This is a genomic window from Protofrankia sp. BMG5.30 (assembly GCF_001983005.1).
Lineage (GTDB): Bacteria > Actinomycetota > Actinomycetes > Frankiales > Frankiaceae > Protofrankia > Protofrankia coriariae.
On sequence record NZ_MOME01000004.1, the window covers coordinates 14,379 to 40,244 of the forward strand.

Consider the following 25,866-nt stretch of genomic DNA (forward strand, 5'->3'; position numbering starts at 1 on the left):
CGGCTACGCGCCCTGGCCGCAGCCGCCGCCCGGTGGCTGCCGCGCGGGTGGGTAATGGTCGAGCCGGCCCAGCAGGTCTGCGAGTGTGTCCAGTTCGTCAGGGCTGAAATGGCTGGTCACGTGTTTGGACACCCCGGCGAGATGGGTCCGGGACGYGACCCGCAGCCGCTGGCGGCCTTCCGGGGTGAGGGTGGCCAGCGTCCCCCGCGCGTCCGACGGACACGAGCGGCGCTCGACCAGGCTCTCACGTTCCAGCCGGTCGACCAACCGGGTCAGTCCGCTGCGTGACAGCAGCACCGCCTCCGCGAGCTCGTTCATCCGCAGCGCGCCTTCCGGCGCCTYGGAAAGCTGCACCAGCACGTCGTAGGAGGCCAGCGGCAAATGGTGCTCGGCTTCGAGGTCGCTTTCCAGCTTGCGGGTAACGTAGGAATGAGCTCGCAGGAACTGACGCCATGCGCGCATCGATCGCGGGTCGACCAGCGGTTCCTGTTCCACTCTTTGCTCGTCCACCGTCACGTGGATCAGAGTACGTCGGCGGTATGGGAGCGGGCTCGGACTCGCCAGGGATGTCAGATGATCGACAATTTGACCGACCCTGACGGGTTGACAGCCAGCACATCACCTCTCGACAGCCGTGCACGGCCCGCGGAAGATCATGGACGGCCCGGCTGGGCCAGGGCGCTGGTCGGCGCACCGCCGGCAGCCGCTCGTCCTGTCCCCGCCCCGCCCGCACCGGAAGCGGCCGGGTTCGGACCTTGTCGGACGCGTCCGGGCTGGACCTACGGCTATGGTGGACGTGCAGGCGTGTAGGCAGGAGCCGCACGCACCATCACACAGACCGGTCGAGGTTCTCTTGTCTGCTTCCCGGCCTAGCGCGGACGCGATCCAGGCAGCTCTCGCAACGGTGCTCGACCCTGAGATCGGGCGTCCGATCACCGAACTGGACATGGTCGAGTCGGTACGCGTCACCGATGACAACACCGTGGAAGTCGTGGTGTTGCTGACGGTCGCGGGTTGCCCGATGCGTGAGGAGATCGTCGCTCGGGTCGAGCGGGCGGTCACCGCGGTACCGGGCGTGTGGGGTACGCGGGTCCGTCTTGAGGTGATGACGGCCGAGCAGCGCACCGCCCTGCACACGAAGCTGCGCGGGGGGACCGCCACCCGGGCGATCCCGTTCGCCCAGCCCGGCTCGCTGACCCGGGTGTACGGGGTGGCCAGCGGCAAGGGCGGCGTCGGCAAGTCGTCGGTGACGGTCAACCTGGCCGCGTCGATGGCTCGCTCCGGGCTGTCGGTCGGCGTCCTCGACGCCGACATCTACGGGCACTCGATCCCCCGGATGCTGGGCGTGAACCGTCCGCCCACCCAGGTCGAAAAGATGATCATGCCGCCGCAGGCACATGGCGTCAAGGTCATTTCCACCGGCATGTTCACACGAGGAAATCAGCCTGTTACTTGGCGTGGCCCAATGCTGCACCGCGCGCTGGAGCAGTTCCTCTCGGACGTGTTCTGGGGCGACCTCGACGTCCTACTGCTCGACCTGCCCCCGGGCACCGGTGACATCGCGATCTCGCTGGCTCAGCTCGTGCCGTCCTCCGAACTTCTTGTGGTCACCACTCCACAGCTTGCCGCGACCGAGGTCGCGGAGCGGGCCGGCACCGTGGCGGTCCAGACCCGGCAGAACGTCGTCGGCGTGATCGAGAACATGGCCTGGCTGCCCTGCCCGCACTGTGACGGGCGGGTGGACGTCTTCGGCTCCGGCGGCGGCATGGCCGTGGCCGAGCGTCTCAGCCGGGTCCTCGGGCACGAGGTGCCCCTGCTCGCCCAGGTGCCGATCGACGTCCGGCTGCGGGAAGGCGGGGACAACGGCGTTCCGCTGGCGATCTCCGATCCGGACTCCGAAGCGGGGAAGATCCTCCGGGGGGTGGCCGAACGCCTGTCGTCCCGCTCCCGCGGACTGGCCGGCCGTTCCCTCGGCCTCACCCCGACCCGGCAGCGCTGACCCACCCGAGTCCGGCCAAGATCTAGTGGATCCAGCAGATCTTCATCGGTGATCTGCAAGGTGCGGCCGTGGTTCGCGGCGGAAACGCTGGAACGCGGCTGTCTTCTGAACGGGCCTCTTGGGCCGCCGGTCAAACGCCCTGCTGGACGGGTCGGGAGCTCAGGTCGCGTCGGTATCGAACGGCGCGGCCGGCGGCTGGCCGGCCGCGGTGCCGCCACCGGTCGCGGGGGCGTCACCGCCCGCCCCGGAGGACACCTCCAGGCCCGACCGGCCCGGGCTGCCGGAGGTGGTCTTCGTCAGGGAGGTGGAGGACGCGGAGCCGGACGACGATGTGGTCAACGACGGCTTGGTCAACGACGGCTTCGCCAGGGACGTTTCGTTCGACGACGCCTTGGTCAGCGACAGGGTGGGCTTCACCTGGATGGCGGCGTCCTCATAGGAGCCTGAGTCGTAGGAAAGCCGTGGACGAGGCGGCTCCGCCGCCCCGGGAAGAGCATCGGAGTCGTCGTCGAAGAGCATCTTGTCGAAGGACGTCCGCTTGGACAGGTACGGCGGRAGCAACGGATCGTCGTCCTCGAGCAGATGCTTGCGGACGAAGGTCTTGGGGTGCAGAGTCCGCAGATCGAGGTCGGCGAACTCCGGGCCGAGCTCGGAGCGCAGCTCATCGCGCATCCCGGTGGCGGCCTGGCGGATCTGGCGCAGCAGCCGGCCCGCGTCACGGGCGACCTTGGGCAACCGCTCCGGGCCGAACACGAAGAGGCCGATCACCATCAGGACAGCGATCTCGCCCCATCCGACGCCGTTGAACACAGCCTCACACTACCCTGCCATCACGATCAACGAAACACGCTTCCCAACACCCACCGGCCAACCACTGCCCAGAACGTGCCCGATCGAGCTTCAGCCKGACGGGCAACACCTGGACGACCGCCCACCATGTCGCCGTCGTCACAATGCCACCATTGCCACAACGCCGTCATCGCTACAGCCATCGTTACAACAGCTCCAGGGCTGAAGTTTCAAGGCAGAAGTTCCGGGGCCGTTCCCGAAGCTCCGAGCATCGGCCATGTTTCACCCACCATACCCGCACCAACCATCAACTACCGGACACGGGTATCTGGCCACGACCGGTCAGGGCCGCACGGTCAGCCGGACTGCTCCTGCAGGGTCACCTGGGCGGCCTGCGCCCGGCCGTCCCGCTCGAACGTCACAGTGATCCGTTCGCCGACCCGGTGCGCCCGGCTCGCCGTGATCAGATCGTTGATGTTGCCGACGGCGATGTCTCCGATCCTGGTGATGAGATCGCCGGGACGCAGCCCGGCCAGCGCCGCCGGCCCCCCTGCCTCGACGCCACGGACCAGGGCGCCGGAAGACGCCCCGGCCGCGGCGGCGTTCGCCGTAACCGTGACCGCGGACACCCCGATGTGCGGATGGGTGGCCCGCCCGGTCCGGATGATCTCATCGGCCACCGACTTCGCGTAGTCGATCGGGATGGCGAAACCAACACCGATGTTCCCGGACATGCCGCGCTCACCGTAACCACCGGGCACGGTCGCGATCGCGGTGTTGATCCCGATGACCTGGCCGTTCCCGTCCAGCAACGGGCCGCCCGAGTTGCCGGGGTTGATGGCCGCGTCGGTCTGGATCGCGCCGATGAGCAGCGACTCCCCGCCGGATTCCACCGGTACGGTCGGGTCACGGTCCAGTGCGCTGACGATGCCCGTGGTCACGGTCCCGGCCAGCCCCAGGGGCGCGCCGATGGCGATCAGGGGCGCGCCGACCACGAGCGATCCGGAACGTCCCAGCGTCGCCGCGGGTAGCGGGTCGGCCGTCCGGATCCGGATGACGGCGAGGTCGGTCCGGGGATCACGACCGACGATCTCCACCGGAATCGGCTGCAGGTTCTGGTAGCGGGTCACCGAGACGCGCGCTCTCGCGGTGACATTGGCCAGCACGTGGTTGTTGGTCAGGATGTAGCCGTCCGGCCTGATGATCACACCGGAACCGGTCGCGGTCGCGGCCTGGGTGACCACGCTGATCGTGACCACGGACGGCAGCACCCGCGCGGCAATGACGGAGACGGGGACGCTGCGTTCACCCGGGGCTGACGTGCCGCCTGCCGTGTCCGGCGAGGCGGACGCGGACGATGCCGTCTGGCCGTGGTCGCTACCGGACGCGCCGTAGGCGCCGATCACGCCGCCGACCACCCCACCGAGCAGCCCCGCGAGCAGCATCGCCGTCACCGGGAGCGACGAAAGGCGGCGGAATCTTACTGGCGCGACCCCCCGCGTCCTACCCGTCCGGCCCGGATACCCGACGTCGGCCAGCACAGCAGCAGCAGCGGTGTGATCACCCGCCCACACGCTGCCGCCGGCAGGACCGACAGCGGCTGCTGCATCGCCGCCCGCGGCGCCCTCGGCAGTCGTGACGTCGGCGGCCACCGGGCCGGCGCTGACGCTCGTACGCGCGGTAGCGCCCCACCACTGGGCACCGGCCGGCCGCCGGAATCCGGTCTGCGGCGCGGCAGCGCCGGGCCTCCCGGCACCGGCAACCGACATCGGCGCCGACGCCGGGCGGGCCCACCACGGATTGGTCGGCGGGTCGGACGGCCCACCAACAACGCCACCGAGTCGGCTCACATCACGTTGTGTACCTGAATATGTCATTCCGGTGATATGACCTGGCTCCGGCAATTCCTGCTTCGCCCCGCCCGACCCCAGGCCAGCGGACACGTTCGCGGTGGATCCCGCCTGCGGCGGATACCCCGTGACGGGTCCGGAGTGCGAGGGGATGGCGACATTCTCGCTGCCGCTACTCATGACCGCTTCGCCTCCCGACCGCCACTGGGGCCTGCCCTCCGGATCGTCGCCTGGCTCCGGACCCGCCGCGAGTCGCTCCTCGCGACGCGTTGGAAAGCCCGGCATAGCCACCGATATTCAGCAGACCGGCTCCGGAACGTGTTCGGAGACGAGCTGAGCGCCGTCAACCGCCGTGACACCCGCAGGCGGATGACCATAGCGCACCGCTCACGCGCCTACCACCGTACGGCCTGCGGCACGGCTCCCGGACTGCCGGAGCAGCGTAGGTGACGTCCGTCATACGGACAGAGGTTCTTCCCAGCCACGGCGCCTTCGGCTGTCAGGGCGTGTCTGATGGATGTTGGTCGATGCGGGCGGTGATCCAGGCGGCCTCCCGCAAGGCGGAGACAGCGGGGTCCCCGTGCAGCGCGTAGCGGTGGATGGGGGCGTTTCATAGCGGAGCCATGGGCGACGACGACAACGCGGCGGGTGGTCGTCTGGGCGCCGTCCGCGCGATCGAACATCCGTCAGACACGCCCTAAGTGGCTTTCGCCGCGTGGGTGCCGGTTTCCGCCTACGGCTTKCTGGCGAGAGGGCGTCGCACGCTGACTGGCACGGACACCACGGCGGCCGCCGGCAACAGGCGGCTGACCCTGATCTCGGTGACGCCGGTGGCAAGGCTCGGCTGCACCACCGGCACCACAACCGGACGGGTCGACGACGCGGGCAGCCCGCCGGGGGCACGCGCCTCCCCGAACGCGGCTCCCGCGACGGCGAAGAGCAGCACGGCCGCCGAGCCCACCAGGGTGCGCCTGGCGCGGCTACGGCGGTGCGCCGCGCGTACACGCGGGTCCACCGGCCCGGACGGCGGACGCCGGCCACCGGTGACCGGCATGGTCACGCGCGGCGTCATCCGTGGGTGGGCCGGCCATCCGGCCGTCCTCCGGCCGTCCTTTGCCGACGTCCCCGACAGGGCCGCGGGCGAGACCGCGACGGCCTGCCCGATCGCGAACGTCCGCCTCCCGGTGGGCACATGTGTCTGTGGCGTCGACCACGTCGAGCCAGCGGCGCGGGCGTCTCCCCAGCGGTGGGAGTGATCAGAACGGAACGTTCCAAGGGGGTCGGCGGGCAGTTGTGCGACCGGGCAGCCGACGGGAACCGCCGGATCAGCCGGAAGCCCCGGACCGGCTGGCAGCGCCGGGCCAGCCGGATGCGCCCGGCCGTTGTCCGGGGCGAAGGGGGCACCCGTGTCCGTGACGAAGGGGGTGCTTGCCACGGAGGGAGTGCCCGCGGCGAACCGGGTGGGGATGGCGGCCACGGCCATCCGCAGCAGCCGGTCCGCCACACAACCCGGCAGCACAGGGCCGCCGAGCGCTGCCAACCGCGCCTTGAGACGACGCAGTTCGGCTACCTCCCACTGGCAGGCGGGACAGCGGGCGAGGTGYGCCAGGGCACGGTCCCGGTCGTCGTGGTCGAGTTGCTCGTCGACCAGCTGAGCGATCCGCTCACCAAGGTGGTGTCCGCTCACGCCTGCCGCTCCGGCGTGGACGTTGCACCGCCCACATTCGCCGTGGTCGGCTGTGCGTTCGGAGCCACCGTCCGGCGAGCGATCCGGTGCGATCGGTGTGACCGGCGCGCCCCGTCATCAGCCAGGGCGTGGGTATCGGCGGCGAGCGAGGCCTGCGGCCCGGTCAGTACCGTCGGGGAAACGGCCGCGTCCCCGGCCGGCTCATCGACCGCAGCCAGCAGCGCCACTTCTCCGGCCGTGGCCGAGGAGACCGCGGAGCGCGGCGCCCGGTCGGCGAGTGCCTGCCGCAGCATCGCGCGTCCCCGGGAGATCCGGCTGCGGACCGTGCCGAGCTTCACTCCCAGGGTCTGCGCGATCTCCTCGTAGGAGAGCTGTTCGATGTCGCAGAGAACGACCGCGGCCCGGAAGTCCGGCGGAAGCGCGGCAAGCGCGCCTTCGATGTCGGCGTCGAAGTGCGACTCCGCGTAGACAGCCTCAGGGCTCGCCTCGCGGCCGGCCAGCCGCTCGGGGTCGTCCGGCAACGCGTCGAAACGAATCTTCTGCTGGCGCCGCATCCGGTCCAGGAAGAGGTTCGTGGTGATCCGGTGGAGCCAGCCCTCGAAGGTGCCGGGTGTGTAGTCCGCCAACGACCGGAACACACGCACGAAGACGTCCTGGGTGAGGTCTTCGGCATCGTGGGCATTACCCGTAAGACGGTAAGCAAGACGGTACACCCTGTTACCGTGGTCCCGTACGACCTCTTCCCACGTGGGCGGCACCCACGCGGCCGGATCGCTACCGACCGCGCCAGCGACATCGGCCGCGACAGACCCGGTGGCCTCCTCGTCCGAGGCCGGACGCGGTGGAGCCGGCCGGCCAGACGTGAACGTGGCCAGGCGCGCGTCCTGTCCGTTCACAGCCGCCTCTCGATCGGTTCGAGACGAACGTACCCGACGCGCCGGCCATGGCGCGGCAAAACCCGCAGCGGACACCGGCTGTTCTCCCCTCGATCCATCCCCGACACGAGGCGCGTTGCCAAGACGAACGCGCCATCAGCACCCGGCGTTCCCGTAGGCTGCCTATGTCATGCCCGACACAGTCACCGGGGCCGTCGATTCGACCGCCGCATACACGGAGGGCTTCCTGCTGGAAGACCCTCCCCTGCGGGCTGCCCGAGCCCGCGCCGAGGAGGTCGGTATCGTCCCGGTCGCCCCGGGCACCGGTTCCATCCTGCGCTTCCTTGCCGCCTCTGTGGCAGCCCGCACAGTTGTCGAAATTGGGACAGGTACCGGCGTGTCCGGTACCTGGCTGCTGCGCGGGATGCGTCCGGACGGGACCCTGACCACCATCGACGTCGAAGCGGAGCACCTGCGGCTGGCCCGCCGTACGTACGCGGACGCCGGCATGGCGCCCAACCGCAGTCGGCTGATCACCGGACGCGCGCTCGACGTCCTGCCCAGGCTCACTGACAGCGCCTACGACCTGGTCTTCTGCGACGGGGACCAGCGTGAGGCCACCGACTACCTCAACCAGGCCCTCCGGCTGCTACGGGCGGGCGGCATCGTGGTCTTCACCGGCGCGCTCGCCGGCGGACGGGTTGCCGACCCCGACGCCCGCGACGCCGAGACCACCGCGGCCCGGGAGCTGGTCACCGCCGTCCGTGACGACAGCCGGCTGACCCCCATGCTCCTGACCACGGGCAACGGCGGCCTCCTGGTCGCCGTGGTCGCCAAGTCCTCACCGGTCGGTTAGACCGGGCCGGTCGTTCGGCCAGGCTGTTTCTGCCGCTCGCGCAGCCAGGCCGGCTTCAGGCCGGTTTTTCGTCCTTACGTGTTTTCCGCACCTTCGCGCGACCGGGCCGTTCCGGACGGATGCCGGTTTACCCGGCCAGTGATCCAGATGGCTTCCCGCGTGATGGGACATCCGTCGGACACGACCCGCGCCGGACCTGACCTATGCCGTATCGGCATAGGTCACCGGGCTGCCGGCAACGCCATGGCAGGGCTCAGGAGGCCAGCCAGGCCAGGAGAGTACGTACGCCCCAGCCCGTTCCGCCCTTGCTGATCTCACCGTCGTCGGAGTCGGACCGGGCGGTGCCGGCGATGTCCAGGTGTGCCCAGGGCAGGCCACCAGTGAACTCCCGCAGGAAGAGCGCGGCCGTGATCGACCCGCCGGAGACGTTCAGCGCGGTACCGGTGTTCGCCAGGTCGGCCACGGTGGACTCCAGCGCCGGCCGGTAGTCCTCGACCAGCGGGAGACGCCACACCCGTTCGCCCGCGTCCGCCGCCGCGGACGAGAGCTGATCGRCCAGGACCTCGTCCGAGGCGAACAGGCCGGCCGTCCGGCGGCCCAGGGCGATCGCGATCGCGCCGGTGAGGGTCGCCAGGTCGACGATCGCGTCCGGTGCCAGGGTGGCTGCGTAGGCGAGCCCGTCGGCGAGCACCAGACGCCCCTCGGCATCGGTGTTGAGCACCTCGACGGTGGTACCGCCCCAGCAGGAGATGACGTCCCCAGGCCGCAGCGCACCCCCGTCGATCATGTTCTCGGCGAGGCAGAGCAGCGCGGTGACGCGTCCGGGAGCCCGCAGGGCAGGCAGCGTCACCACGGTCGCGAGGATGGCCGCCGCGCCGGACATGTCGGTCTTCATGGCGGTCATGGACGTCGCGGGCTTCAGCGACAGGCCACCGGAGTCGAAGGTGATCCCCTTGCCCACCAGCACCACGTGCCGGGCGTCCACCGGCGTCCGCTGCCCGGCCGTCGCGGGGCCGTCGGTCGAGGAGCCATCGGTCGAGGGGGCGTTGTACGTCAGCCGCACCAGCCGCGGTGAGCGCGTCGAGCCCGCGCCCACCGCGACCAGCCCACCGAAGCCCTCGTCAGCCAGCTCGTCGGGGCCAAGTACCTCGACGTCGAGGCCRGCGGCCCGGGCGAGCTCGACCGCGCGGTCGGCGAACCAGGCCGGTGACTTCAGCAGGCTCGGCGTATTGATCAGATCACGGGCGAGGTGGACGGCACGAGCGGTCGCGTCGGCGGCGGCGAGCGACGCTCGCAGATCGGCGTCCCGCGGATCCGCGACGATGAGGGTCACCTCACGCAGGATCTTCGACGGCTCGTCGGCGACGTCGGACCCGGCACCAGCGGCAGCCTCGGTGCCGGCAGCGACCGGCTCGACAGTGGCAGGCTCGACAGTGGCAGGCCTGGCAGCGGCTGGCTCGACGGTGGCGCTGCCGGCGCCGAGGCCATCGACGTGCCCCGCTGTGCCGCGCGGGGCGTTCGCCTCACCCACCGCGGCGGTCGGGCGCCCGGAAGCGGCAAGCGGTCGGTAGGAGGCCAACGCCAGACCCTCGGCAAAGGCCCGCGCGGCGGCGGCGTCGACACCGGCGTGGGCGTCCGCGAGCACGGCGGCCCGGTCGGCCGGCCCGGCCCGGCGAGCCAGCGCGGCACCAGCGGCCCGCCACGCCGCCGCGTCCCGTCTGCCGGCTCCCACCAGCAGCAACTTACGTGGGCCGGCAGCACGCCCCAACGGGATAGCGATCACCTCGGCCTGGTCGCCACTGGCGCGTTCCCCGGCAAGCAGAAGATCAAGATCTATGCCGAGCGACTCGCCGACCGCGCGTCCGGCCGGGGTGACGACCGCGAACGCACCCGCGTCCTCCCGCGGGAGGGTCAGCAAAGCCAGGACCGGCGCACCGGCGTCCAGCGGGGCACCGGCCCACGGCCTCACAATCGGTGGGCGGGCAGCAGCCCAACCGCTGTCCACAACGTCAGACACGCTGGCTGCGCATGCTTAGCCGGCCGCCGACTTCAACGCGTCCCCAAGATCTTTCGCTTCGTCAGGCAACAGCTCCACCACGAGACGGCCACCCCCTTCGAGCGGGACGCGCATGATTATGCTGCGCCCCTCTTTGGTGACCTCGAGCGGACCGTCACCCGTCCGCGGCTTCATGGCCGCCATCGGTGCACCTCTTCCTGCCGTCGGACCTGCTACCACCAGCGATTATCCCGGAGAACAGGCCGGGAACCGAAACACGTCACCCCGCAGCGCCACAACAGACACAGGCTGACAGGTCCGCAAACCACCAAAGACACCCCCGGACCGCCAACACGAACACGATTCAAACCAACACCCACGATAAGGACACCGCGGACGACGGGAAAGCCACCACAGTGTCGCCCGCACGCCACCCACGGCGGTGCGACACGACAGCAGCCCCACRAACAGCCCCACGAACAGCCCCACGCCTCACGCCGCATCCAGGGCCTGGCAAGCGGGCGACCCGGCGCGGGCAGGGAGCCAGTAACCCTCCAGCGTACGGCCGCTGGTGGGCGTCAGCCCGATGGCGGCGCGGGCAGGGAACTGTGCGGGCTGTCCGGGGTGTTCGACGGACGCCGTGTGCCGGCGGTGTCGGTCGGYTGGTGGGTGTCCGCGGTGTCCGGGCCCTCGGCCTGGCCTCTCCAGCCGCCCTGGCCCGTGCCCCGGGCGGACCAGGGGTAGCGATCGAGTCGGGCGAAGGAGGCCAGCCGGACCATCTCCTCGTCCCGTCGCGCGAGTTCGGCGTCGCGCCAGGCGAGCTCGTCGGCAAGGCGCGCGAGCACAGCGTCCACGTCAGCCATTCGGTATCCCCGCAACGCCATCTCGAACCGGATACCGGCCACATCGTCCGCGGACACCGTCGGTGACGGCAGGCGCTGGTCAGCCGCGTCGCGCGGAGCAGGCGACAATCGGTCGAACCTGCCCACCGCCAGGGCCGCGACGGCGAAGACGATGGCGGCGACAACCACGATCTCGACAGCGAGCAACACCCAACGATCGTTACACGGTCGGCAGAGTTCCGCCGCATGTGCCACCCCGTCCGCATGCGTACACGGTTGCCAGGCTGCTCGGAGAGGTCCGTGATGCGCGCCGGCCCCTGCTCACAGCCGTGCGGCGGCCAGGCCGTGGCGTTGGCCCAACGACCGGGGCGCGGGCTCCCGCCCACGGTCGCGTGGCGGTCCGTGGGCGGGTGACCGGTTAAGCTGGACTGGATGTCCACCGACGTCGAAACCGCCGCTGCTCCCGGAGCACCGAACGCTTCCGGAGCACCGGCCGGCCCCCTCCCGGTGCTCCCCGCGGGCTGTGGCGGTGACCTGCGGCTCGGTTCGTTGACGTTCCACCCGGCCGACCTGGTGATCATGGCGATCGTCAACCGGACACCGGACTCCTTCTTCGACCGGGGCGCCACCTACGGCGAGCGCGAGGCGYTGGCCGCCGTCGACCGCGCGGTCGCGGAAGGCGCCCGGATCGTCGACATAGGCGGGGTCAAGGCCGGCCCTGGTGAGCATGTCGACGCGGCCGAGGAGCTGCGCCGGGTCGGCGGGTTCGTCGCGCTGGTCCGCGCCAGGCACCCCGACATCGTGATCAGCGTTGACACCTGGCGCGCCGAGGTCGGCCGGATCGTGGCGGCCGAGGGCGCCGACCTGCTCAACGACGCGTGGGGCGGCGTCGATCCCCAGCTCGCCGAGGTCGCCGCCGAACACGGGCTGGGCCTGGTCTGCACCCACTCCGGGCACCAGCCGCCGCGTACCCGCCCGCACCGGGTCACCTACGACGACGTGGTCGCCGACATCGTCGCCACGACGACCGGGCTCGCCGAACGCGCCAGAGCGCTCGGTGTGCGACCCGAGGCCATCATCGTCGACCCCGGGCACGACTTCGGCAAGAACAGCCGCCACTCTCTGGAGGCGACCCGCCGGCTGCCCGAACTGGTCGCCACCGGATGGCCGGTGCTCGTTGCGCTGTCGAACAAGGACTTCATCGGCGAGGTCCTCGACAGCCCTGTGACGGAGCGGCTGGAAGGCACCCTGGCCGCGACCGCGGTGAGCGCGTGGCTCGGCGCCAGGATCTTCCGGGCCCACCAGGTGGCACCGACCCGGAAGATCCTGGAGACGGTGGCGGCGATCCGCGGCACCCGCGATCTCGCCGTCTCGCGCCGGGCTCTCGCGTAGCGCCGGGCCGAACGYGACGCGGTCCGCCGTCCGTCCGTGTCCTCGCGTTACGGCAGGCCCGTTCCGGGGCCATCCCGGATGCCCGTCACGAGGACCGGACTGTCCGATTCCCGACACACCTCCTCGGACGTTACGATGCCGCCGCTTCGCCACCTATTCTTGGCCTGATTATTACGGAATGGTTGTGGATGTGAATCCCGTATGTCACCACGAGCCGGATCCGCTCTGATTACCGGGTGCCGGGATGCCGCCAGCCCGCGGCCACGCGCAGCCCGGAGTCGGGCTCGACTTCGGGCCGGCGCCAGGTACGGCGCGGAGTTCCAGCATCCGGCACGAAGGCAACGAGTGGCGGACGGTCGTTCTCCGGCGCCGTCGGGTCATGGCATATTCCAGACCACGCGCCCACGTCCACCACTTGTTGTCGGATGTCATTTCAACGGACACCTCGCGGGCCCCGGCCCTGGGGTAGGATTCACTTCTGCCACCGGACGTCAAGATCTTTTCATACATGTCGAGGGGGCTGACCAGTGTCCTTCGAGTTCGACAGCCTGTTCAACTTCCGGGATCTTGGTGGACTGGCGCTGGACGACGATCAGGCTACCCGGCACGGGCTCGTGTTCAGGTCGGACGCGCTGCACGGCCTGTCGACGAGTGATCGCGGCTACCTCCTGGACGAAGCGGGAATCGGTGTAATCATCGACCTGCGAACAGCCGAGGAGGCCGACGGCGACGGACTCCAGGACCAGCGCATCTTCCCGGAACTCGAGACATACCATCTCTCCGTGATGCCGGAGGGCCGGATCGGCCGCGAGCCGTTTCCCGACGGTCGCGATCCCGTGGCACTCGCCGAGGGCTACTACAAGAACCTCGTTGAAGGCGCACCCACCATCGGGAAGGTTTTCGGCATCATCGCCGACTCCCTGGACAGGAACATCCCCGTCCTTTTTCACTGTGCCGCCGGCCGGGACCGGACCGGTCTCATAGCGGCCATTCTCCTGAGCCTGGTCGGGGTCAGGAACGACGAGATCGCACGGGACTTCCTGCGCAGCAATCACCATGCGCACCACATCGCCGCCCGGCTGGAGCAGAATCCACTGTACGGCGCGTCGAGCACGACCGGGCTCGGCCCGGCGCTGCTACAGGCCCAGACCATGGACATATTCCTCGACCTGCTGCGGTCACGAAACGGCGGTGCCCTGACCTGGGCGACTTCGACCGGCATACCCACGCCGATCATCGACGCGCTGCGCGTCGGCCTCGCCCCGGGTATTACGGGCATGACCGGCTGATTCGTACGGCCGATCCTTCGTACAACCGATTCGCGTCATGACGCTGACGCGAATCGGCCATCGGATGTCCGGACCGGGCTTCGAGACGCGCCGGCGCGCTCACGGCCGGCCGGGGCCGGCGGCCGGCCCGGTCAGGTAGCGGCGTAGCACGTCCTCGGCAGTGTCGATCAGCTCCAGTTCGACGCGTTCGTCCCGGGTGTGAGCCAGATTGGGATCACCCGGGCCATAGTTGAGCGCCGGGATGCCGAGGGCCGCGAACCGGGCCACGTCCGTCCAGCCGTACTTGGCGACGGGCGTGCGCCCCACCGCCCGGACGAACGCGGCCGCGGCCGGCGCGGTCAGCCCGGGCAGYGCACCGGCCGCGCTGTCGGTCAGCTCCACAGGGAACCCGTCCAGGGTCTCCCGAACGTGGTCGAGCGCCTGGGCAACGTCACGGTCCGGAGCGAACCTGTAGTTGACCAGAACCTCGCACACGTCCGGAACGATGTTGCCGGCCACGCCGCCGGTGATCCGCACGGCGTTGAGGCCCTCCCGGTAGACACAGCCGTCGATCGTCACCGTCCGCGGCTGGTAGCTGGCGAGCCGTTCCAGCAGCGGCGCGGCCCGGTGGATCGCGTTCTCCCCGAGCCATGACCGGGCCGAGTGCGCCCGGCGTCCCGGCACCGTGACGGCCACCCGCAGGGTGCCCTGGCAGCCGGCCTCGATCTCGCCCGACGTCGGCTCCAGGAGCAGCGCAAGGTCGGCGTCCAGCCAGTCCCGATGGTTCGCGGCCAGGCGGCGCAGGCCGTTGCGGACGGCGTCGACCTCTTCGTTGTCGTAGAAGACCCAGGTCACGTCGTGCGCGGGAACGAAGCCCACGGACGGCGTGGACGCGGCGGTACCGACAGACCCCACGGAGCCCGCGAGGACRGCCGCCAGCCGCAGCATCACAGCCACCCCGGCTTTCATGTCCGAGGTCCCGCATCCGTACAGGTGCCCGTCCGCCAGCCGGCTGGGCAGGTTGTCCGCGATCGGAACGGTGTCCAGATGCCCGGCGAGCAGCACCCGGGTCTGCCGGCCCAGCTCGGTCCGGGCCACGACCGCGTCGCCGTCACGGTCCACCCGCAGCCCGCCGAGGCCGGTCAGGGCCTCCTCGACCGCGTCCGCGAGCGTACTCTCGGCCCCGCTCGGCGAGGGGATGTCGACGACAGCGCGGGTCAGCTCCGTCGCTGACAGGCTCAGATCAAGGCGCATGCCCGGGCCCACGTCGCTTCGTCTCCCCGGCTCAGGGGGCGACACCGTGCTCCCGCAGGACGTCGTTGAGCGCGAGCTTGTCGTGGATCTCCCCTTCGGCGAGTGTCCGCAGCACAAGGACGCACGGCAGCGCGTAGTCCCCGCCGGGGAACGACTTCACCCGGCTGGACCCGACCGCGACCGCCCGCTCGGGGATCTCGCCCCGGGGGTACTCCTCGCCGGTGTTCGCGTCGAAGACATGGGTGGACGCGGTCAGGATCGCGCCCGCGCCGAGCTTCGCGCCGCGACGCACCCGCGCACCCTCCACGACCATGCACCGGCTGCCGATGAACGCGTCGTCCTCGATCACCACCGGCTTCGCGTTCGGCGGCTCCAGCACCCCGCCGATGCCGACGCCGCCGGACAGGTGCACCCGACGGCCGATCTGCGCGCAGGAGCCGACCGTCGCCCAGGTGTCGACCAGGGTGCCGGCTCCGACGTATCCGCCGATGTTGGTGTAGCTCGGCATGAGCACCGCGCCCGGTTCGACATACGCGCCCCAGCGGACGATCGCGCCCGGTACCACCCGTACCCCGTCGAAGGACGTCTTCAACGGCACACGATCGTGGTAACGGAAGTCGCCGGCGGCGGACTCGGCCATCGGCAGTACCCGGAAGGCGAGCAGGATGGCGCGTTTGGCCCGCTCGTCCACGACGACCTCACCGGTGTCGGTGACGTGGGCGACCCTCGCCTTCCCCGTGTCCAACAGATTGACCGCTTCGACCACGACGTCATACACGGGACGGCCGTCCGGTGCCTCGGACGCGTCGGGATTCTCCCACAACGTGTCGATGGCGGGGTCGATGGCGGTGTCAGAAACCGTAACCGAGGTGCTCACGGTCACGACCTTAACGAGGCGGCCAGCGGCTGCCCAACCGGTTGACTCCCCGGCTGGCTCCTCCGGCCCCTCCCAGGCCGGCCTGGGAGCACGGTCGGCCCATCCGACGGAGATCCCCACATCGCGGCCCGGAGACACACCAGAAGCTCCTCGGAAGATGACCAGAAGACCGCCAGCAGACCGCTGACACGACGYCGGCGTCCACCGGCCACCCGCTTGCCATCTGCTGCTATGGTCACCGCGATCACAATTCGGGACGTCCCCGACGAGACTCGTGACGAACTCGCCGCCCGGGCCGCGCTCAGCGGCCGTTCCCTGCAGGAGTACCTGCGGTCCCAGCTGTACGAGCCGTTCGCCACCCGGGTGTGGGAACTACGGGAGAACATCACCGCGTACGACGGATGGTGCGTGGCACTCGCCGAGTCACTGGGCGCCAGGCTCGCCACCCCGGACCTCCGGCCGGCCAGGACCATTGGCCCCCGCTGCGCCTTCACAACCCCGTGAACCACCCACCACGACCAGYCCAGAAGGCCCAGCGCCGCGTCCCGGCCCCACAAACCATCCCAAAAGACACAGAAGGATGTGAATCCACCGCTGTCATCACAGCACCGGATTCACATCCATACTCAGCTACCGGCCGGCCCGGGCCGGATTAGCAACCCCCGCCCTCGCTGCATACCGAAGACATAACACAGTCCGTTACACCCCCTCGCGGATCGTCAACAGGCGATCCGCGAGCCACCCACCACGACCAACCAAAGAGGCAGGGGTCCCCAAATTGTGCCAAAGGCACAATTTGGGGGTTACCGGATGTCCGGTGGTTCTGCTGTGACCTGGACGCCGTGCCCGCCGTTGCCGTCGTAACCGGCATCGTTGTAGGCAGCCCTGTCGTAGGCGGCCTTGTCGTAGGCAGGATTGTCATGGCCGGAGGTGCTGTAGCCGGGGGCGTCGTAAGTGGGCCAGGTCGCGACGGGAAGCGCTCCCGTGCCGGTGGAGCGGGGCTGCGGGCCCCGTACCGGCTGGCCCGCGGGCGGACGAGGTGCGGACGGCTGATGGGCCGCCGACGGAGGCGCCGAGGAAGGAGCCGTCACCGGGTGTGCCCCGGTCGTACGGGCGTCGGGGTGGTATCCCCCCACGGACGGCGCGGGAGCCTGCGGCGGCGGCAGCACTGCCATCCGCTCCGGAACGGTGGCGATCTGCGCGTCCGGCCCGGTCAGGGCGATCCGCACGTGCCGGCGGCCGACCTCACCGTAGAACACCCCGGGGGCGACGAGCACACCCACCGTGGCCAGCGCGTCCACGGTGGCCCACGCGTCCTCGCCGCGGGTCGCCCACAGGTAGAGCCCGGCCTCGCTGTGCTCGATCGTGAAGCCGGCGACCGCCAGTGCCGCCGCGAGCACGGCCCGGCGGTTGGCGTATCGCGCCCGCTGCTCGGCAACGTGCATGTCGTCGGCCAGGGCGGCCGTCATCGCGGCCTGGACCGGCGTGGGCAGCATCGCGCCCGCGTGCCGGCGGACCTCCAGCAGGCCCGCCACCAGCCGGGGATCTCCGGTGACGAATCCGGCCCGGTAGCCGGCGAGGTTCGACCGTTTCGACAGCGAGTGGACGGCAAGCAGCCCCTCGTGCGAGCCGCCGCAGACGTCCGGATGCAGCACCGAGACGGGACGGGCCTCCCAGCCCAGCTCGATGTAGCACTCGTCGCTGGCGACGACGATGCCGTGCTCCCGGGCCCAGCCGACGACGGCGCGCATCTCGTCCACGGTCAGTACCCGCCCGGACGGGTTGGCCGGGGTGTTCAGCCACACCAGCCCCACGCCGTCCGCCGGGCCCAGGACAGGTTCGCAGCGGGCCAGCAGGGCGCCGACCTCGTACGTCGGATAGGCCGGGGTCGGGATCCAGACCCGGTCTCCCGGGCCGAGCCCGAGCTGGCCGGGCAGCTGCGCGACCAGTTCCTTCGTCCCGATCACCGGCAGCACGGCGGACGGGTCTACGATCACGCCCAGCCGGCGCGCCAGCCAGCCGGCGGCGGCATCCCGCAGCTCGGGCGTGCCCGCGGTCGTCGGATAGCCCGGCGCGTTGGCCGCCGCGGCCAGGGCATGCTGAACGACCAGCGGTGTCGCGTCCACTGGTGTGCCGACGGAGAGGTCGACCAGCCCGTACGGATGGGCACGGGCCTTCTCCGCGAACGGGGTCAGCGCGTCCCAGGGGAAGTCAGGCAGCCGCACACGGCGGTGACGGGCCTGCCGAAGCCCGGTGGCCGCGGCAGGCCCCACGGGCCCGGTCAGGACTCGGCCTGCGGCGCCAACGTGGCGACGCTGGGCGGGTCGAAGTCGAGCGCCCCCACCTTCGACGCCCCGCCCGGCGAGCCGAGCTCCTCGAAGAACAGGGCGTTCGAGTCCGCGAAGCCCTTCCACTGGTCAGGCACGTCGTCCTCGTAGTAAATGGCCTCCACCGGGCAGACGGGCTCGCACGCTCCGCAGTCGACGCACTCGTCAGGCTGGATGTAAAGCATCCGTCCGCCCTCGTAGATGCAGTCGACCGGGCACTCCTCAATGCAGGCCTTGTCCTTCACATCGACGCAAGGCTCCGCGATGACGTAGGTCACCGGTTGTTCCTCCTCGGCTCACGGGCGACTGATTCCTTAGTATCSACCTGAACGGTTCCGTGTCGACACCAAGGGCGTTCGCTTGTCGTGTATGTCGTCCGTATCACTCCTGCTGACGCCGGCGCCAGGGTATCGATCCGCCAACGGGTCGCCGGGCCCCTGCCACTGACCGACGTCGTGGGGGAGCTGCTGTCCTGGACCGATCACTGCCTGACGATACGCACCAGGGACGGTTCTATCGTGAGAGTCGCCGAAACAGATCTGGTCGCCGGGCGGCGGGTCCCGCCACAGCCGGTACGCCGGTCCAGCTCGGAGCAGGCCGCGGGGCAGACGGAGGCGAACCCGCAATGACCGTACGGACACGACGCCAGTTTGCCGAAGCCGTCCGACAGGAGCCCGTCGATCTCGGCCTGGCCTGCCTGCTGATCGCGGCCGAGGCCGAGCCGGGCCTCGACCCGGTGCGGGAGCTCGCCCAACTGGATGCGCTGGCCGCGCAGACCGGCCGTCTCGCCGATGTCACCGTGCGGGATCCCGACAGCGTCGGCGGTCCTGGCGGCCCGGCCGGCGGCACGGCTGGTGGTGTGGCCGGCGGCGCTGGTGGCGCGGCCGGCACGGCGGAAGGGCCGACCGCCGGCCAGACACTCGCCGGCCTGGACGTGCGCACCGCCGCCGAGATCCTGCGGCAGTCGCTCGGCGTACAGGGCAGATTCCACGGTGATCCCACGGACTACGACAGCCTGTACGCCTCCTTGCTGAGCTCGGTGCTCCGCCGCCGGCGCGGTCTGCCGATCATGCTGTCCGTGGTCTGGGTGGAGGTCGCCCGCCGCCTCGGCATCCCGGCCTATCCCGTCGGGCTGCCCGGGCACGTCATCGTCGGTATCGGTTCGCCCAGCCGGAACGTCCTGGTCGACCCGTTCTGTGGCGGCCGGCTGATCACGGTGCACGAGGCCGCGGAACGGGTCCGCTCCACCGGGGTGCCGTTCACCCGCGCGTACCTCGCGCCGATGAGCCCGGTGGATCTGCTGATGCGGGTGCTGGGCAACATTCGGGTCTGGGCTGCCCGGACGGAGGCCACCACGACGCGGCTGTGGGCCGTCGAACTGTCCCTGCTGCTGCCCCATCACCCGGTGCACCTGCGCCGGGAGCGCGGGGAACTGCTCGTCCGTCTCGGCGACTTCCTGGGCGGCGCCGAGGATCTCACGGCGTTCGCCGACGCGGTCGGGCCGTTGGAGCCGGCCGCCGCGGCGGCCGCCCGCGAGGCCGCGCACGCCGCCCGGGCGCGCCTGAACTAGCCCGCTCCGAACCCAGCCCTGAAACTGCTCGGGGCTGGCTCGGCCAGCCCCGCGGCGAGTCGGAAGGGCAGAAAGGCCGGAAAGCCGGGAAGACCGGCCGTGTCCGAACCGGCCAGGCCCGGCCCGCGGCGGTCACTGGTTGCGCGGACCGGGCAGCGGCACGGCGGACAGGCCGCGCGGCGGCAGCCCGATCATCGCCACGACCACCGGCGCGAGTGCGCCGAGAACCATGAACAGGTATCCAGCGGCCTTGGCCTGCAGCAACAGGTCCCCCTCGGGGCGCGCGGCAGCCAGCCACAGCACGATCGGCACCCAGCCGGCCAGCGGGATCACGGCGCCGAGCCGGGTACCGGTCAGCCAGCGCGCCAGCACCGCCAGGCCAGTGTTTCCGATCATGGCGACGGCGACGCCGACCGACAGCAGCACCCCACCGGGACGCGGGCCCGCGGGGACGAGGAACACCCCGTAGAGGCCGAGCGCGAGCCCTCCGAAGGCACCGAACGTGTAGGCCGACCCCAGGAATAAGCGGGACATTTCAAGATCTTCACCGGCCATGTACCCCCCGCCCGCACGGCCGCCCTGGCCATGTCCCACTCCACTCGCCCGGCCGGCTCGGCGCTCAGTCACGGACATCGAGATCCACCCCCGCGAACAGGTCGGTCTCCCGCCCGTACGGCCCGGCACCCGGCCCTCGCCTGCCCCTGGTGAGGACATAGTGMTCGGTACCCCATGCGCGATGGCCGATACCGTCCGCCAGCGCGAAGAAGAAACCATCCGTTGTCATCTGGGTGGCGTGCGCCCGCATCGCCGCGACCTTCGCCTCATAGTAGGGATTCGCCTCGATCTCGGTGGTGACGGCCTCGTCCGGCACCGTGGTCGGCACGTCCTCGGCCGACTCCACTCCCGGGAGCAGTTCCTGGCCGGTGCCCGACGACCGGAAGTAGTCGATCCCGGCCTGGAGCACCGACCGCGACAGGGCTGTCTCATACAGTTTCAGCGGCTGCCACGGTGAGCCGGCCTCGGGCGCGAAGTCCGGGTCGGCCGCCGCGTCGAACGCACGCACGGTGATCTGATGGGCGCGGATGTGGTCGGGATGCCCGTAGCCGCCGTTCGCGTCGTAGCTGACGAGCACCTGCGGACGGACCTCCCGGACGATACCGACGAGCGCGGCGGTGACGACGTCGAGGTCGGCCCGCCACAGGCAGCGTGGGTCGTCGTTGCCCGGGGTCCCCATCATGCCGCTGTCCCGCCAGCGGCCAGCCCCGCCGAGGAAGCGCTGGTCGCTGACACCGAGCGCCGCGCAGGCCGCGGCCAGCTCCCCCATCCGGTATCCGCCGAGCTGGTCGCCGAGATCCGACCGCAGGTTGACCAGCTCCGGGACGAGCACCTCGCCCATCTCCCCCAGCGTGCAGGTGACCAGGGTGACCGTGGTGTCCGGCGCCGCCGCGTAGGACGCCATGGTCACACCCGTCCCGATCACCTCGTCATCGGGATGCGCGTGCACGAACATGACCCGCCGCGCGGGCGGCCCGGCCGGACGGCGGGCGGACACCGTGTCTCCGGGGACGCGACTGGCTACGTCCCCGGGAGCGTCCCCAGGGGCGTCCCCCGGGGCATTCGCACCGATGGCATTCACATCGACGACCGTACGAGATCGACGACCGCGGACGGGGCAGGGTGTGTCCGGCTCGATCAGTCGGTGCCGCCAGCCGGTGCCGCCAACCGGTGCCGTCAGCCGCTGCCCACCGCCACCTGGCTGCTCCCGTCGGGCTGCCCGGTCGGGCTCGGGACGCTCCATGGCAGCCGGAAACCGCCCTCGCACAGGCCGTAGCCGAGCGTGCCGTCGGCCAGGCGGTACTCCATCATCTGCTCACAGATCACGAACGAGTCCTGGGGCAGCAACCAGCTGAACAGCGGCCGGGCGGTGAAACCGGACGTCCGCCCCTTCTCGTCGGTGAACGCCCAGTCCATTCGCGAGACCTGGAAGGGGCCGGGCGCGTACTCGTTGTGGTCGTCGATACGGGTGACGCGCAGCCACTCCCGGCCGTCGTGGAACATCCGCATGTAGGCGTCGGCGCCCCCGGTCGACACGCCGTGGACACCGGCGAACGCYGTGCCGTCGTCAAAGACCGGCCAGGCGAGACGGTAGTGCCGGACACCGTCCCAGTTACGGACACCAGCGGCGACGTCACGAAACCCGGTGCCGGTGACCTCGGTCCGCCTGCCCCGGACGGTGACCTGCCCGGCGACCGTGCAGGGGCCCTCCAGATGGACCTGGGCCATCTCCCGGGCGAACGAGCCCTCCGTGTCCCGGGTCAGGGCGATGCAGTCGGCAAGCGGGTAGGTCGTGTCCCACCGCAGATCGAGGCTGAAATCGCCTTCGGCGAACGTCACCCGGGTGCTCGACAGCGGGGACAGCGACCGCATGCGCACACCGGCCAGGGCGATGCCCTTCTCCGGACGGTCGTCGGTGTAGGGCAGGGTGAGGTTCGTGCGGACGAAGACCGGCAGGCCGTCCCGGAAGACGATCAGCCAGTTGTTGGCGTGCCGCTGGTTCTCCAGCAGACCCATCCGGACGAAGCAGCCGACACGGGTCCGCGGGTCGTAGAAGTTCAGGTAGTAGCTCTGGTTCCACAGAGGCTGGTTGTCGTCCGAGACAACACCCTCGAAGCGGGCGAGATCGGCGCTCATGACGTTTCCTTCGGCTCGTACTCCGTCCGCGGAACGGCCATCGACAGGACCTGGACAGGACCCGGACAGGACGCGGACAGGAGGCACGGACGGGACGGCTGGGCCGGTCGGGGCCACGGACCGGCCCAGCGGGCATGGCCGGGACGCCGGGACGCGCGAGGCCGGCGCCGGGTGGCCAGGTGGGGGGCTCTACCCGGTGGCAGCGGCCGTCCCGAGGAGGCTGTCGAGGGACGGCAGGCTCGACGGGTCCTGCTCGAATCCCTGGGGCAGGACCCACGCCCGCTCCCGGAGGAGCTGATCGCGGGACATGGTCAGCACCGCGTGCCATACCGCGTCGCGGCAGGACGCGGCGGCGTCGTCGGCAAAGACGGTGTCGACGACGGCGCCCGCGACGGCCCGCAGCTGGCGGACGGTGTCCACCAGTTCGGCGGGGTCGGCCTTCGCGCGCTCCAGGACGTCTCTGCCGGCCCGCGCGTCCGCGGCGAGGCGGATGATCAGATCCGACGTCCGTGGCCCCCCGCTCGCCACCCCCGCGAGCTGTTCGGCGAAGTCGGTCAGCCGCTGTAGCTCGTCGCGGTCGAACTGGAACTGCAGGGGTAACCGCTCGGCCATCAGCAGGAGGGTGYCGACCACCACCCGGGCCTGTTCCTGGGCCATCTGGTTGGCCGGGTCGACGGCGGGCAGGACAACCTCCGTCATTGCCCTGATAATCGTCCGGAGCTGGGTGTCAGGGCGCACCATCATTGTCAGAAACCTTTCTCGAGAAGCACGCGGATCTCGTCCAGCAACAGACTCCCAATCCCGATCAGCCAGGCTACGAGAACGTCCTGGTGCGTTTTCCCGCCGCGGGCGATCCGATATCCCGTCCCGAGCGTCAGGGCAGCGAGGAAGAACGCGTTGTATATCTTGTAGAAATGCAGCCGGCGGGGGTCGACGGTGAGCCCCGACGCCTTCTCGTACGCTTCGTAGAGCTCGTCGGGCGGCAGCAGGCCGCTGGCCAGGAAGGTGACGCCGTCCTCCGCGAGGTGACCGAAGACGGGGGTGGCCAGGTAGGCGAGGTCCTGGTGGCGGTCGCCGAGCCGGCCGAGTTCCCAGTCCAGCAACGCCGTGATGCGGGCGTCGGCCTCGGTGAACAGGTAGTTCCCCGCCCGGTAGTCGCCGTGGATGACGCAGATGCGGTCGGCCGGCGGCATGTTCTGGCGCATCCAGTGGGCGGCGAGGTTCATCAGGGGCACCTCCTCGCCGCAGTCCTCCTCCCAGACGCGGGCCCACCAGTTCAGGCCCCATTCCACGCTCTGCGTCCCGACCTGCGGGACGTCAAATGCGCTGAGCTGCGCGCCGCTGAAGTCGAACGTGTGGACGGCGGCGAGATGCTCGACGAACTGCGAGGCCAGCGGGCCTCGCAACGCGGGCCCGAAGTTGATGCCGAGCCCGCTGACACCGCTGGTCGCCGTCGAGGGCTTGGTCGCCCCCGGCACGAAACCGTAGATCAATGCCGGATAGGGCAGGTGGCTGCCGTCCGCGTCGACCCAGTACGCCGGGGGCACCGGYACGACCCCCCGCATGGCCCTGATCAGCTGGAACTCCCGTAATCGGCTGGTCTCGACGATCGACTCGGCCGGTTCCATCCGCAGGACCATCGGCGTCCGGGTGCGGCCGACACCCGGTTCGACCCAGTCGAGGGTGAAGGCCATCTGTACCTTCGACGCGCCGCCGGTCAGCCAGCGGGTGTCGAGGACGGTGAAGGGCTCGTCGAGTTCGTCGCGCAGCAGCGCCTCCACACCGGCCCGCAGCGTGGCCAGGGACTGCGGCGCATAACCCGGGCCGGCGCGTCGCCCGAGCCGACGGGTGAGAATCGCGTCGACCTCCCTCTCGGTGGTGTAGCGGCCACGTAGATGTTCGATCCAGGCTGGCTGGGGCGCATTTTTGTCATGGCCCCGGGGCGGGATTTTTTCAGCGGTCAGCATGCGGGCCCCCGCATCGTCGGGTATGTGTTCCCGCGCGGCGGGAAAGGTTTTCACCTGCTTCGGCCGCGCCGGTTTTCCTGTTGACAGGAATTGTGGCGGAGCACGATCGGCACGCCAATATCCGGCACTGGCAAGGCTGTGGGACGGGCGTCACCCGGACCGCCAGCGACGACCGGCGGCATCCCGCGGTGCGGGGGTGGGCTGTCCCGAACGGAGCAGAGGAGCCGGCAGAAAGGACAAGCTCGATGTGACGTACACCACTTCTCACTGAAGAAACTGTTACGCTCGGCCGATGCCCGGGAAGCGCGACACGGAGCCCGCGTTAGACGTTCCGAAACCGGCCGAGTACGCATCCGCCACGGAAGCGATCCAGCGCTGCGCGCACGAACTGCTGCTGCGCTCCGCCGAGATCGCCGTCGAGATCACCGAACAGGTCCTCGCCGGCCAGCCGACCCTGGTACCGAACCGGACGCCGGCGGCCATCGACGCGGTGCGCGAGAGCACCGACCAGAACGTCGGGGCGATCTTCTCCACGCTGGCCTTCGGCATCCCGGCCACGGCGATCGAGCCGCCCCTGGGCGCCCGCAACCTGCTGCGCCACTCGATCCTCGGCGGCGGGGACGTCACCGACCTGYTGCGCGCCTACCACTACGGCCACGGGCTGCTCTGGCAGAAGTGGAGCGCCCACGTCGGCGAACGGGTGGTCGACCTCGACCTGCTGCGCGAGGTCCTGTCGCTGTCCTCCCAGCACATCTTCACGTTCGTCGACCACTCCTGCGCGCACCTGGTCGACGAGTACCACGCCGAGTTCGGCGGGCACGTCCCGCGTGTCTTCCAGCGCCGCGCGCCCAGCGACCTCATCTGTGAACTCGTCGCTGACGACCCGGTGGACGAGATCGCGGTGAGCTCACTGCTCCGCTACGACGTGCGGGCCCATCACGTGGCAATGGTGCTCGCGCCGACCGGCGCCGGTGGCGACGTCCGGCGCGCGCTGGACGACCTGGGCGCCGCGGCCGCGTCAGCGGTACTCACGCTGCCGGTGGGCGACGGCACGTGGTGGGCCTGGTTCGCCTGGCCAGCCCGGCCGGACGAGGACACCCTGGCCAGGATCGCGGCTACTCCACTGGTCGGAACGCTCGGCGGCATGGGATCCGTGGGACGGGGCCGGGCCGGGTTCCGCCGGTCCCACTATCAGGCCCGCGATGCCGAGCGCGTCGCACGGCTGAGCGGGCAGGCCGGCGCCGGCGTGGTCCGGCACCGTGACGTCGAACTCGCCGCGCTGCTGTGCGCCGACCCCGGCCGCGCCCAGCGGCTCGCGGACGAACGTCTCGGCGCCCTCGGCCGCCGCAACGAGGACTGCCGGCGGCTGCGCGAAACGCTGCTGACGTTCCTCTCCCAGGGGTGCAGCAGAACACGCGCCGCCCGGCTGCTGCACGTGCACCACAAGACGGTCAGCTACCGGCTCGCACAGGCCGAGGAACTGCTGGGCAGACCGCTGTCCGAGGACATCCTCGAGCTCGGCGCGGCCCTCCTCATCGAACACACCCTCCACGGCGGATGACGCCTCACAACGGATGACGCCCTATAGCGGGACGCTTTACAGCGGATGAGATCTCAGGAGGGATG

24 protein-coding genes are annotated in these 25,866 nt (G+C 70.6%); 7 read left to right on the top strand and 17 right to left on the bottom strand.

The window, feature by feature from the left end:
• Window positions 1-3: 3 nt before the first annotated feature.
• The gene (locus BL254_RS00790; protein ID WP_254857706.1) at window positions 4-462 is read right to left on the bottom strand and encodes a MarR family winged helix-turn-helix transcriptional regulator; all 459 of its coding nucleotides are present in this window, start codon (window positions 460-462) and stop codon (window positions 4-6) included.
• Between the two features lie 391 nt (window positions 463-853).
• On the opposite strand from BL254_RS00790, the gene BL254_RS00795 reads away from it, so the two are divergent.
• Window positions 854-1,999 carry an Mrp/NBP35 family ATP-binding protein gene (locus tag BL254_RS00795; RefSeq protein WP_047221170.1) on the top strand — a complete coding sequence of 382 codons (1,146 nt, stop codon included), beginning with the start codon at window positions 854-856 and terminating at the stop codon, window positions 1,997-1,999.
• A 159-nt stretch (window positions 2,000-2,158) separates the two neighbouring features.
• Here the strand turns inward: BL254_RS00795 and tatB are convergent, their stop codons facing one another.
• The 4 genes from tatB to sigE form a co-directional block, all read right to left on the bottom strand.
• On the bottom strand, window positions 2,159-2,809 hold the full coding sequence (gene tatB / locus BL254_RS00800; protein WP_076842241.1) for a Sec-independent protein translocase protein TatB: 651 nt from the start codon (window positions 2,807-2,809) through the stop codon (window positions 2,159-2,161).
• 335 nt (window positions 2,810-3,144) lie between these two features.
• Window positions 3,145-4,233 carry a S1C family serine protease gene (locus tag BL254_RS00805; RefSeq protein ID WP_235433196.1) on the bottom strand — a complete coding sequence of 363 codons (1,089 nt, stop codon included), beginning with the start codon at window positions 4,231-4,233 and terminating at the stop codon, window positions 3,145-3,147.
• Window positions 4,234-5,371: 1,138 nt separating this feature from the next.
• Window positions 5,372-6,325, bottom strand: coding sequence for an anti-sigma factor (locus BL254_RS00810; protein WP_076842242.1), 954 nt, complete (start codon window positions 6,323-6,325; stop codon window positions 5,372-5,374).
• On the bottom strand, window positions 6,322-7,221 hold the full coding sequence (gene sigE / locus BL254_RS00815; RefSeq protein ID WP_371389725.1) for an RNA polymerase sigma factor SigE: 900 nt from the start codon (window positions 7,219-7,221) through the stop codon (window positions 6,322-6,324). Before sigE ends, BL254_RS00810 begins: the two co-directional genes overlap by 4 nt.
• A gap of 169 nt (window positions 7,222-7,390) precedes the next feature.
• Between sigE and BL254_RS00820 the strand changes: the two genes are divergently transcribed.
• Complete coding sequence (locus tag BL254_RS00820; RefSeq protein ID WP_076842243.1) at window positions 7,391-8,056, top strand: O-methyltransferase; 666 nt, start codon at window positions 7,391-7,393, stop codon at window positions 8,054-8,056.
• Between the two features lie 253 nt (window positions 8,057-8,309).
• Here the strand turns inward: BL254_RS00820 and BL254_RS00825 are convergent, their stop codons facing one another.
• The 3 genes from BL254_RS00825 to BL254_RS00835 all read right to left on the bottom strand — a co-directional run bounded on the left by BL254_RS00825 (window position 8,310) and on the right by BL254_RS00835 (window position 11,104).
• Entirely contained in the window at window positions 8,310-10,073 is a 1,764-nt protein-coding gene (locus tag BL254_RS00825) for a M17 family metallopeptidase (RefSeq protein WP_254857671.1), read from the bottom strand.
• Window positions 10,074-10,088: 15 nt separating this feature from the next.
• Entirely contained in the window at window positions 10,089-10,256 is a 168-nt protein-coding gene (locus tag BL254_RS00830) for a DUF3117 domain-containing protein (RefSeq protein WP_013872340.1), read from the bottom strand.
• Between the two features lie 374 nt (window positions 10,257-10,630).
• Window positions 10,631-11,104, bottom strand: a complete 474-nt coding sequence (locus BL254_RS00835) for a DivIVA domain-containing protein (RefSeq protein ID WP_047221172.1) — start codon at window positions 11,102-11,104, stop codon at window positions 10,631-10,633.
• Between the two features lie 222 nt (window positions 11,105-11,326).
• Here BL254_RS00835 and folP point away from each other — a divergent pair, with 222 nt between their 5' ends.
• Both folP and BL254_RS00845 read left to right on the top strand, forming a co-directional pair.
• A complete protein-coding gene (gene folP, locus BL254_RS00840; protein ID WP_047221173.1) occupies window positions 11,327-12,286 on the top strand; it encodes a dihydropteroate synthase in 960 nt (319 codons plus the stop codon).
• A gap of 527 nt (window positions 12,287-12,813) precedes the next feature.
• Window positions 12,814-13,575: a tyrosine-protein phosphatase gene (locus BL254_RS00845; protein WP_047221174.1), complete on the top strand. Its 762-nt coding sequence runs from the start codon at window positions 12,814-12,816 to the stop codon at window positions 13,573-13,575.
• Between the two features lie 99 nt (window positions 13,576-13,674).
• Here the strand turns inward: BL254_RS00845 and dapE are convergent, their stop codons facing one another.
• Both dapE and BL254_RS00855 read right to left on the bottom strand, forming a co-directional pair.
• Window positions 13,675-14,808, bottom strand: a complete 1,134-nt coding sequence (gene dapE / locus BL254_RS00850; protein ID WP_047221175.1) for a succinyl-diaminopimelate desuccinylase — start codon at window positions 14,806-14,808, stop codon at window positions 13,675-13,677.
• A 31-nt stretch (window positions 14,809-14,839) separates the two neighbouring features.
• A complete protein-coding gene (locus tag BL254_RS00855) occupies window positions 14,840-15,685 on the bottom strand; it encodes a 2,3,4,5-tetrahydropyridine-2,6-dicarboxylate N-succinyltransferase (protein WP_047221176.1) in 846 nt (281 codons plus the stop codon).
• 231 nt (window positions 15,686-15,916) lie between these two features.
• Here BL254_RS00855 and BL254_RS26705 point away from each other — a divergent pair, with 231 nt between their 5' ends.
• Complete coding sequence (locus tag BL254_RS26705; RefSeq protein WP_047221177.1) at window positions 15,917-16,189, top strand: FitA-like ribbon-helix-helix domain-containing protein; 273 nt, start codon at window positions 15,917-15,919, stop codon at window positions 16,187-16,189.
• Window positions 16,190-16,488: 299 nt separating this feature from the next.
• Here the strand turns inward: BL254_RS26705 and dapC are convergent, their stop codons facing one another.
• Window positions 16,489-17,910, bottom strand: coding sequence for a succinyldiaminopimelate transaminase (dapC, locus tag BL254_RS00865; protein WP_047221269.1), 1,422 nt, complete (start codon window positions 17,908-17,910; stop codon window positions 16,489-16,491).
• A gap of 56 nt (window positions 17,911-17,966) precedes the next feature.
• Window positions 17,967-18,290 carry a ferredoxin gene (fdxA, locus tag BL254_RS00870; RefSeq protein ID WP_013872332.1) on the bottom strand — a complete coding sequence of 108 codons (324 nt, stop codon included), beginning with the start codon at window positions 18,288-18,290 and terminating at the stop codon, window positions 17,967-17,969.
• Window positions 18,291-18,637: 347 nt separating this feature from the next.
• Here fdxA and BL254_RS00880 point away from each other — a divergent pair, with 347 nt between their 5' ends.
• Window positions 18,638-19,582, top strand: a complete 945-nt coding sequence (locus BL254_RS00880) for a transglutaminase-like domain-containing protein (RefSeq protein WP_076842246.1) — start codon at window positions 18,638-18,640, stop codon at window positions 19,580-19,582.
• A gap of 132 nt (window positions 19,583-19,714) precedes the next feature.
• Here BL254_RS00880 and BL254_RS00885 read toward each other — a convergent pair whose 3' ends face one another.
• The 5 genes from BL254_RS00885 to BL254_RS00905 form a co-directional block, all read right to left on the bottom strand.
• Window positions 19,715-20,116: a DUF6113 family protein gene (locus BL254_RS00885; protein WP_338052656.1), complete on the bottom strand. Its 402-nt coding sequence runs from the start codon at window positions 20,114-20,116 to the stop codon at window positions 19,715-19,717.
• Between the two features lie 85 nt (window positions 20,117-20,201).
• Window positions 20,202-21,092, bottom strand: coding sequence for an N-acetyl-1-D-myo-inositol-2-amino-2-deoxy-alpha-D-glucopyranoside deacetylase (gene mshB / locus BL254_RS00890; protein WP_076842326.1), 891 nt, complete (start codon window positions 21,090-21,092; stop codon window positions 20,202-20,204).
• Window positions 21,093-21,313: 221 nt separating this feature from the next.
• A complete protein-coding gene (locus BL254_RS00895; protein WP_076842247.1) occupies window positions 21,314-22,273 on the bottom strand; it encodes a hypothetical protein in 960 nt (319 codons plus the stop codon).
• A 189-nt stretch (window positions 22,274-22,462) separates the two neighbouring features.
• Window positions 22,463-22,972, bottom strand: coding sequence for a hypothetical protein (locus tag BL254_RS00900; protein WP_139342113.1), 510 nt, complete (start codon window positions 22,970-22,972; stop codon window positions 22,463-22,465).
• Between the two features lie 47 nt (window positions 22,973-23,019).
• Window positions 23,020-24,240, bottom strand: coding sequence for a phosphotransferase family protein (locus tag BL254_RS00905; protein ID WP_047221182.1), 1,221 nt, complete (start codon window positions 24,238-24,240; stop codon window positions 23,020-23,022).
• Window positions 24,241-24,532: 292 nt separating this feature from the next.
• Between BL254_RS00905 and BL254_RS00910 the strand changes: the two genes are divergently transcribed.
• On the top strand, window positions 24,533-25,801 hold the full coding sequence (locus BL254_RS00910; RefSeq protein ID WP_076842249.1) for a CdaR family transcriptional regulator: 1,269 nt from the start codon (window positions 24,533-24,535) through the stop codon (window positions 25,799-25,801).
• Window positions 25,802-25,866 lie beyond the last annotated feature (65 nt).

Bases quoted from the DNA above. Each gene is read 5' to 3' on its own strand.
- BL254_RS00885 (WP_338052656.1), bottom strand. From the start codon at position 20,116: ATGTCCCGCTTATTCCTGGGGTCGGCCTACACGTTCGGTGCCTTCGGA.
- BL254_RS00820 (WP_076842243.1), top strand. From the start codon at position 7,391: ATGCCCGACACAGTCACCGGGGCCGTCGATTCGACCGCCGCATACACG.
- BL254_RS00830 (WP_013872340.1), bottom strand. From the start codon at position 10,256: ATGGCGGCCATGAAGCCGCGGACGGGTGACGGTCCGCTCGAGGTCACC.
- BL254_RS00880 (WP_076842246.1), top strand. From the start codon at position 18,638: ATGACCGTACGGACACGACGCCAGTTTGCCGAAGCCGTCCGACAGGAG.
- BL254_RS26705 (WP_047221177.1), top strand. From the start codon at position 15,917: ATGGTCACCGCGATCACAATTCGGGACGTCCCCGACGAGACTCGTGAC.
- BL254_RS00805 (WP_235433196.1), bottom strand. From the start codon at position 4,233: ATGCTGCTCGCGGGGCTGCTCGGTGGGGTGGTCGGCGGCGTGATCGGC.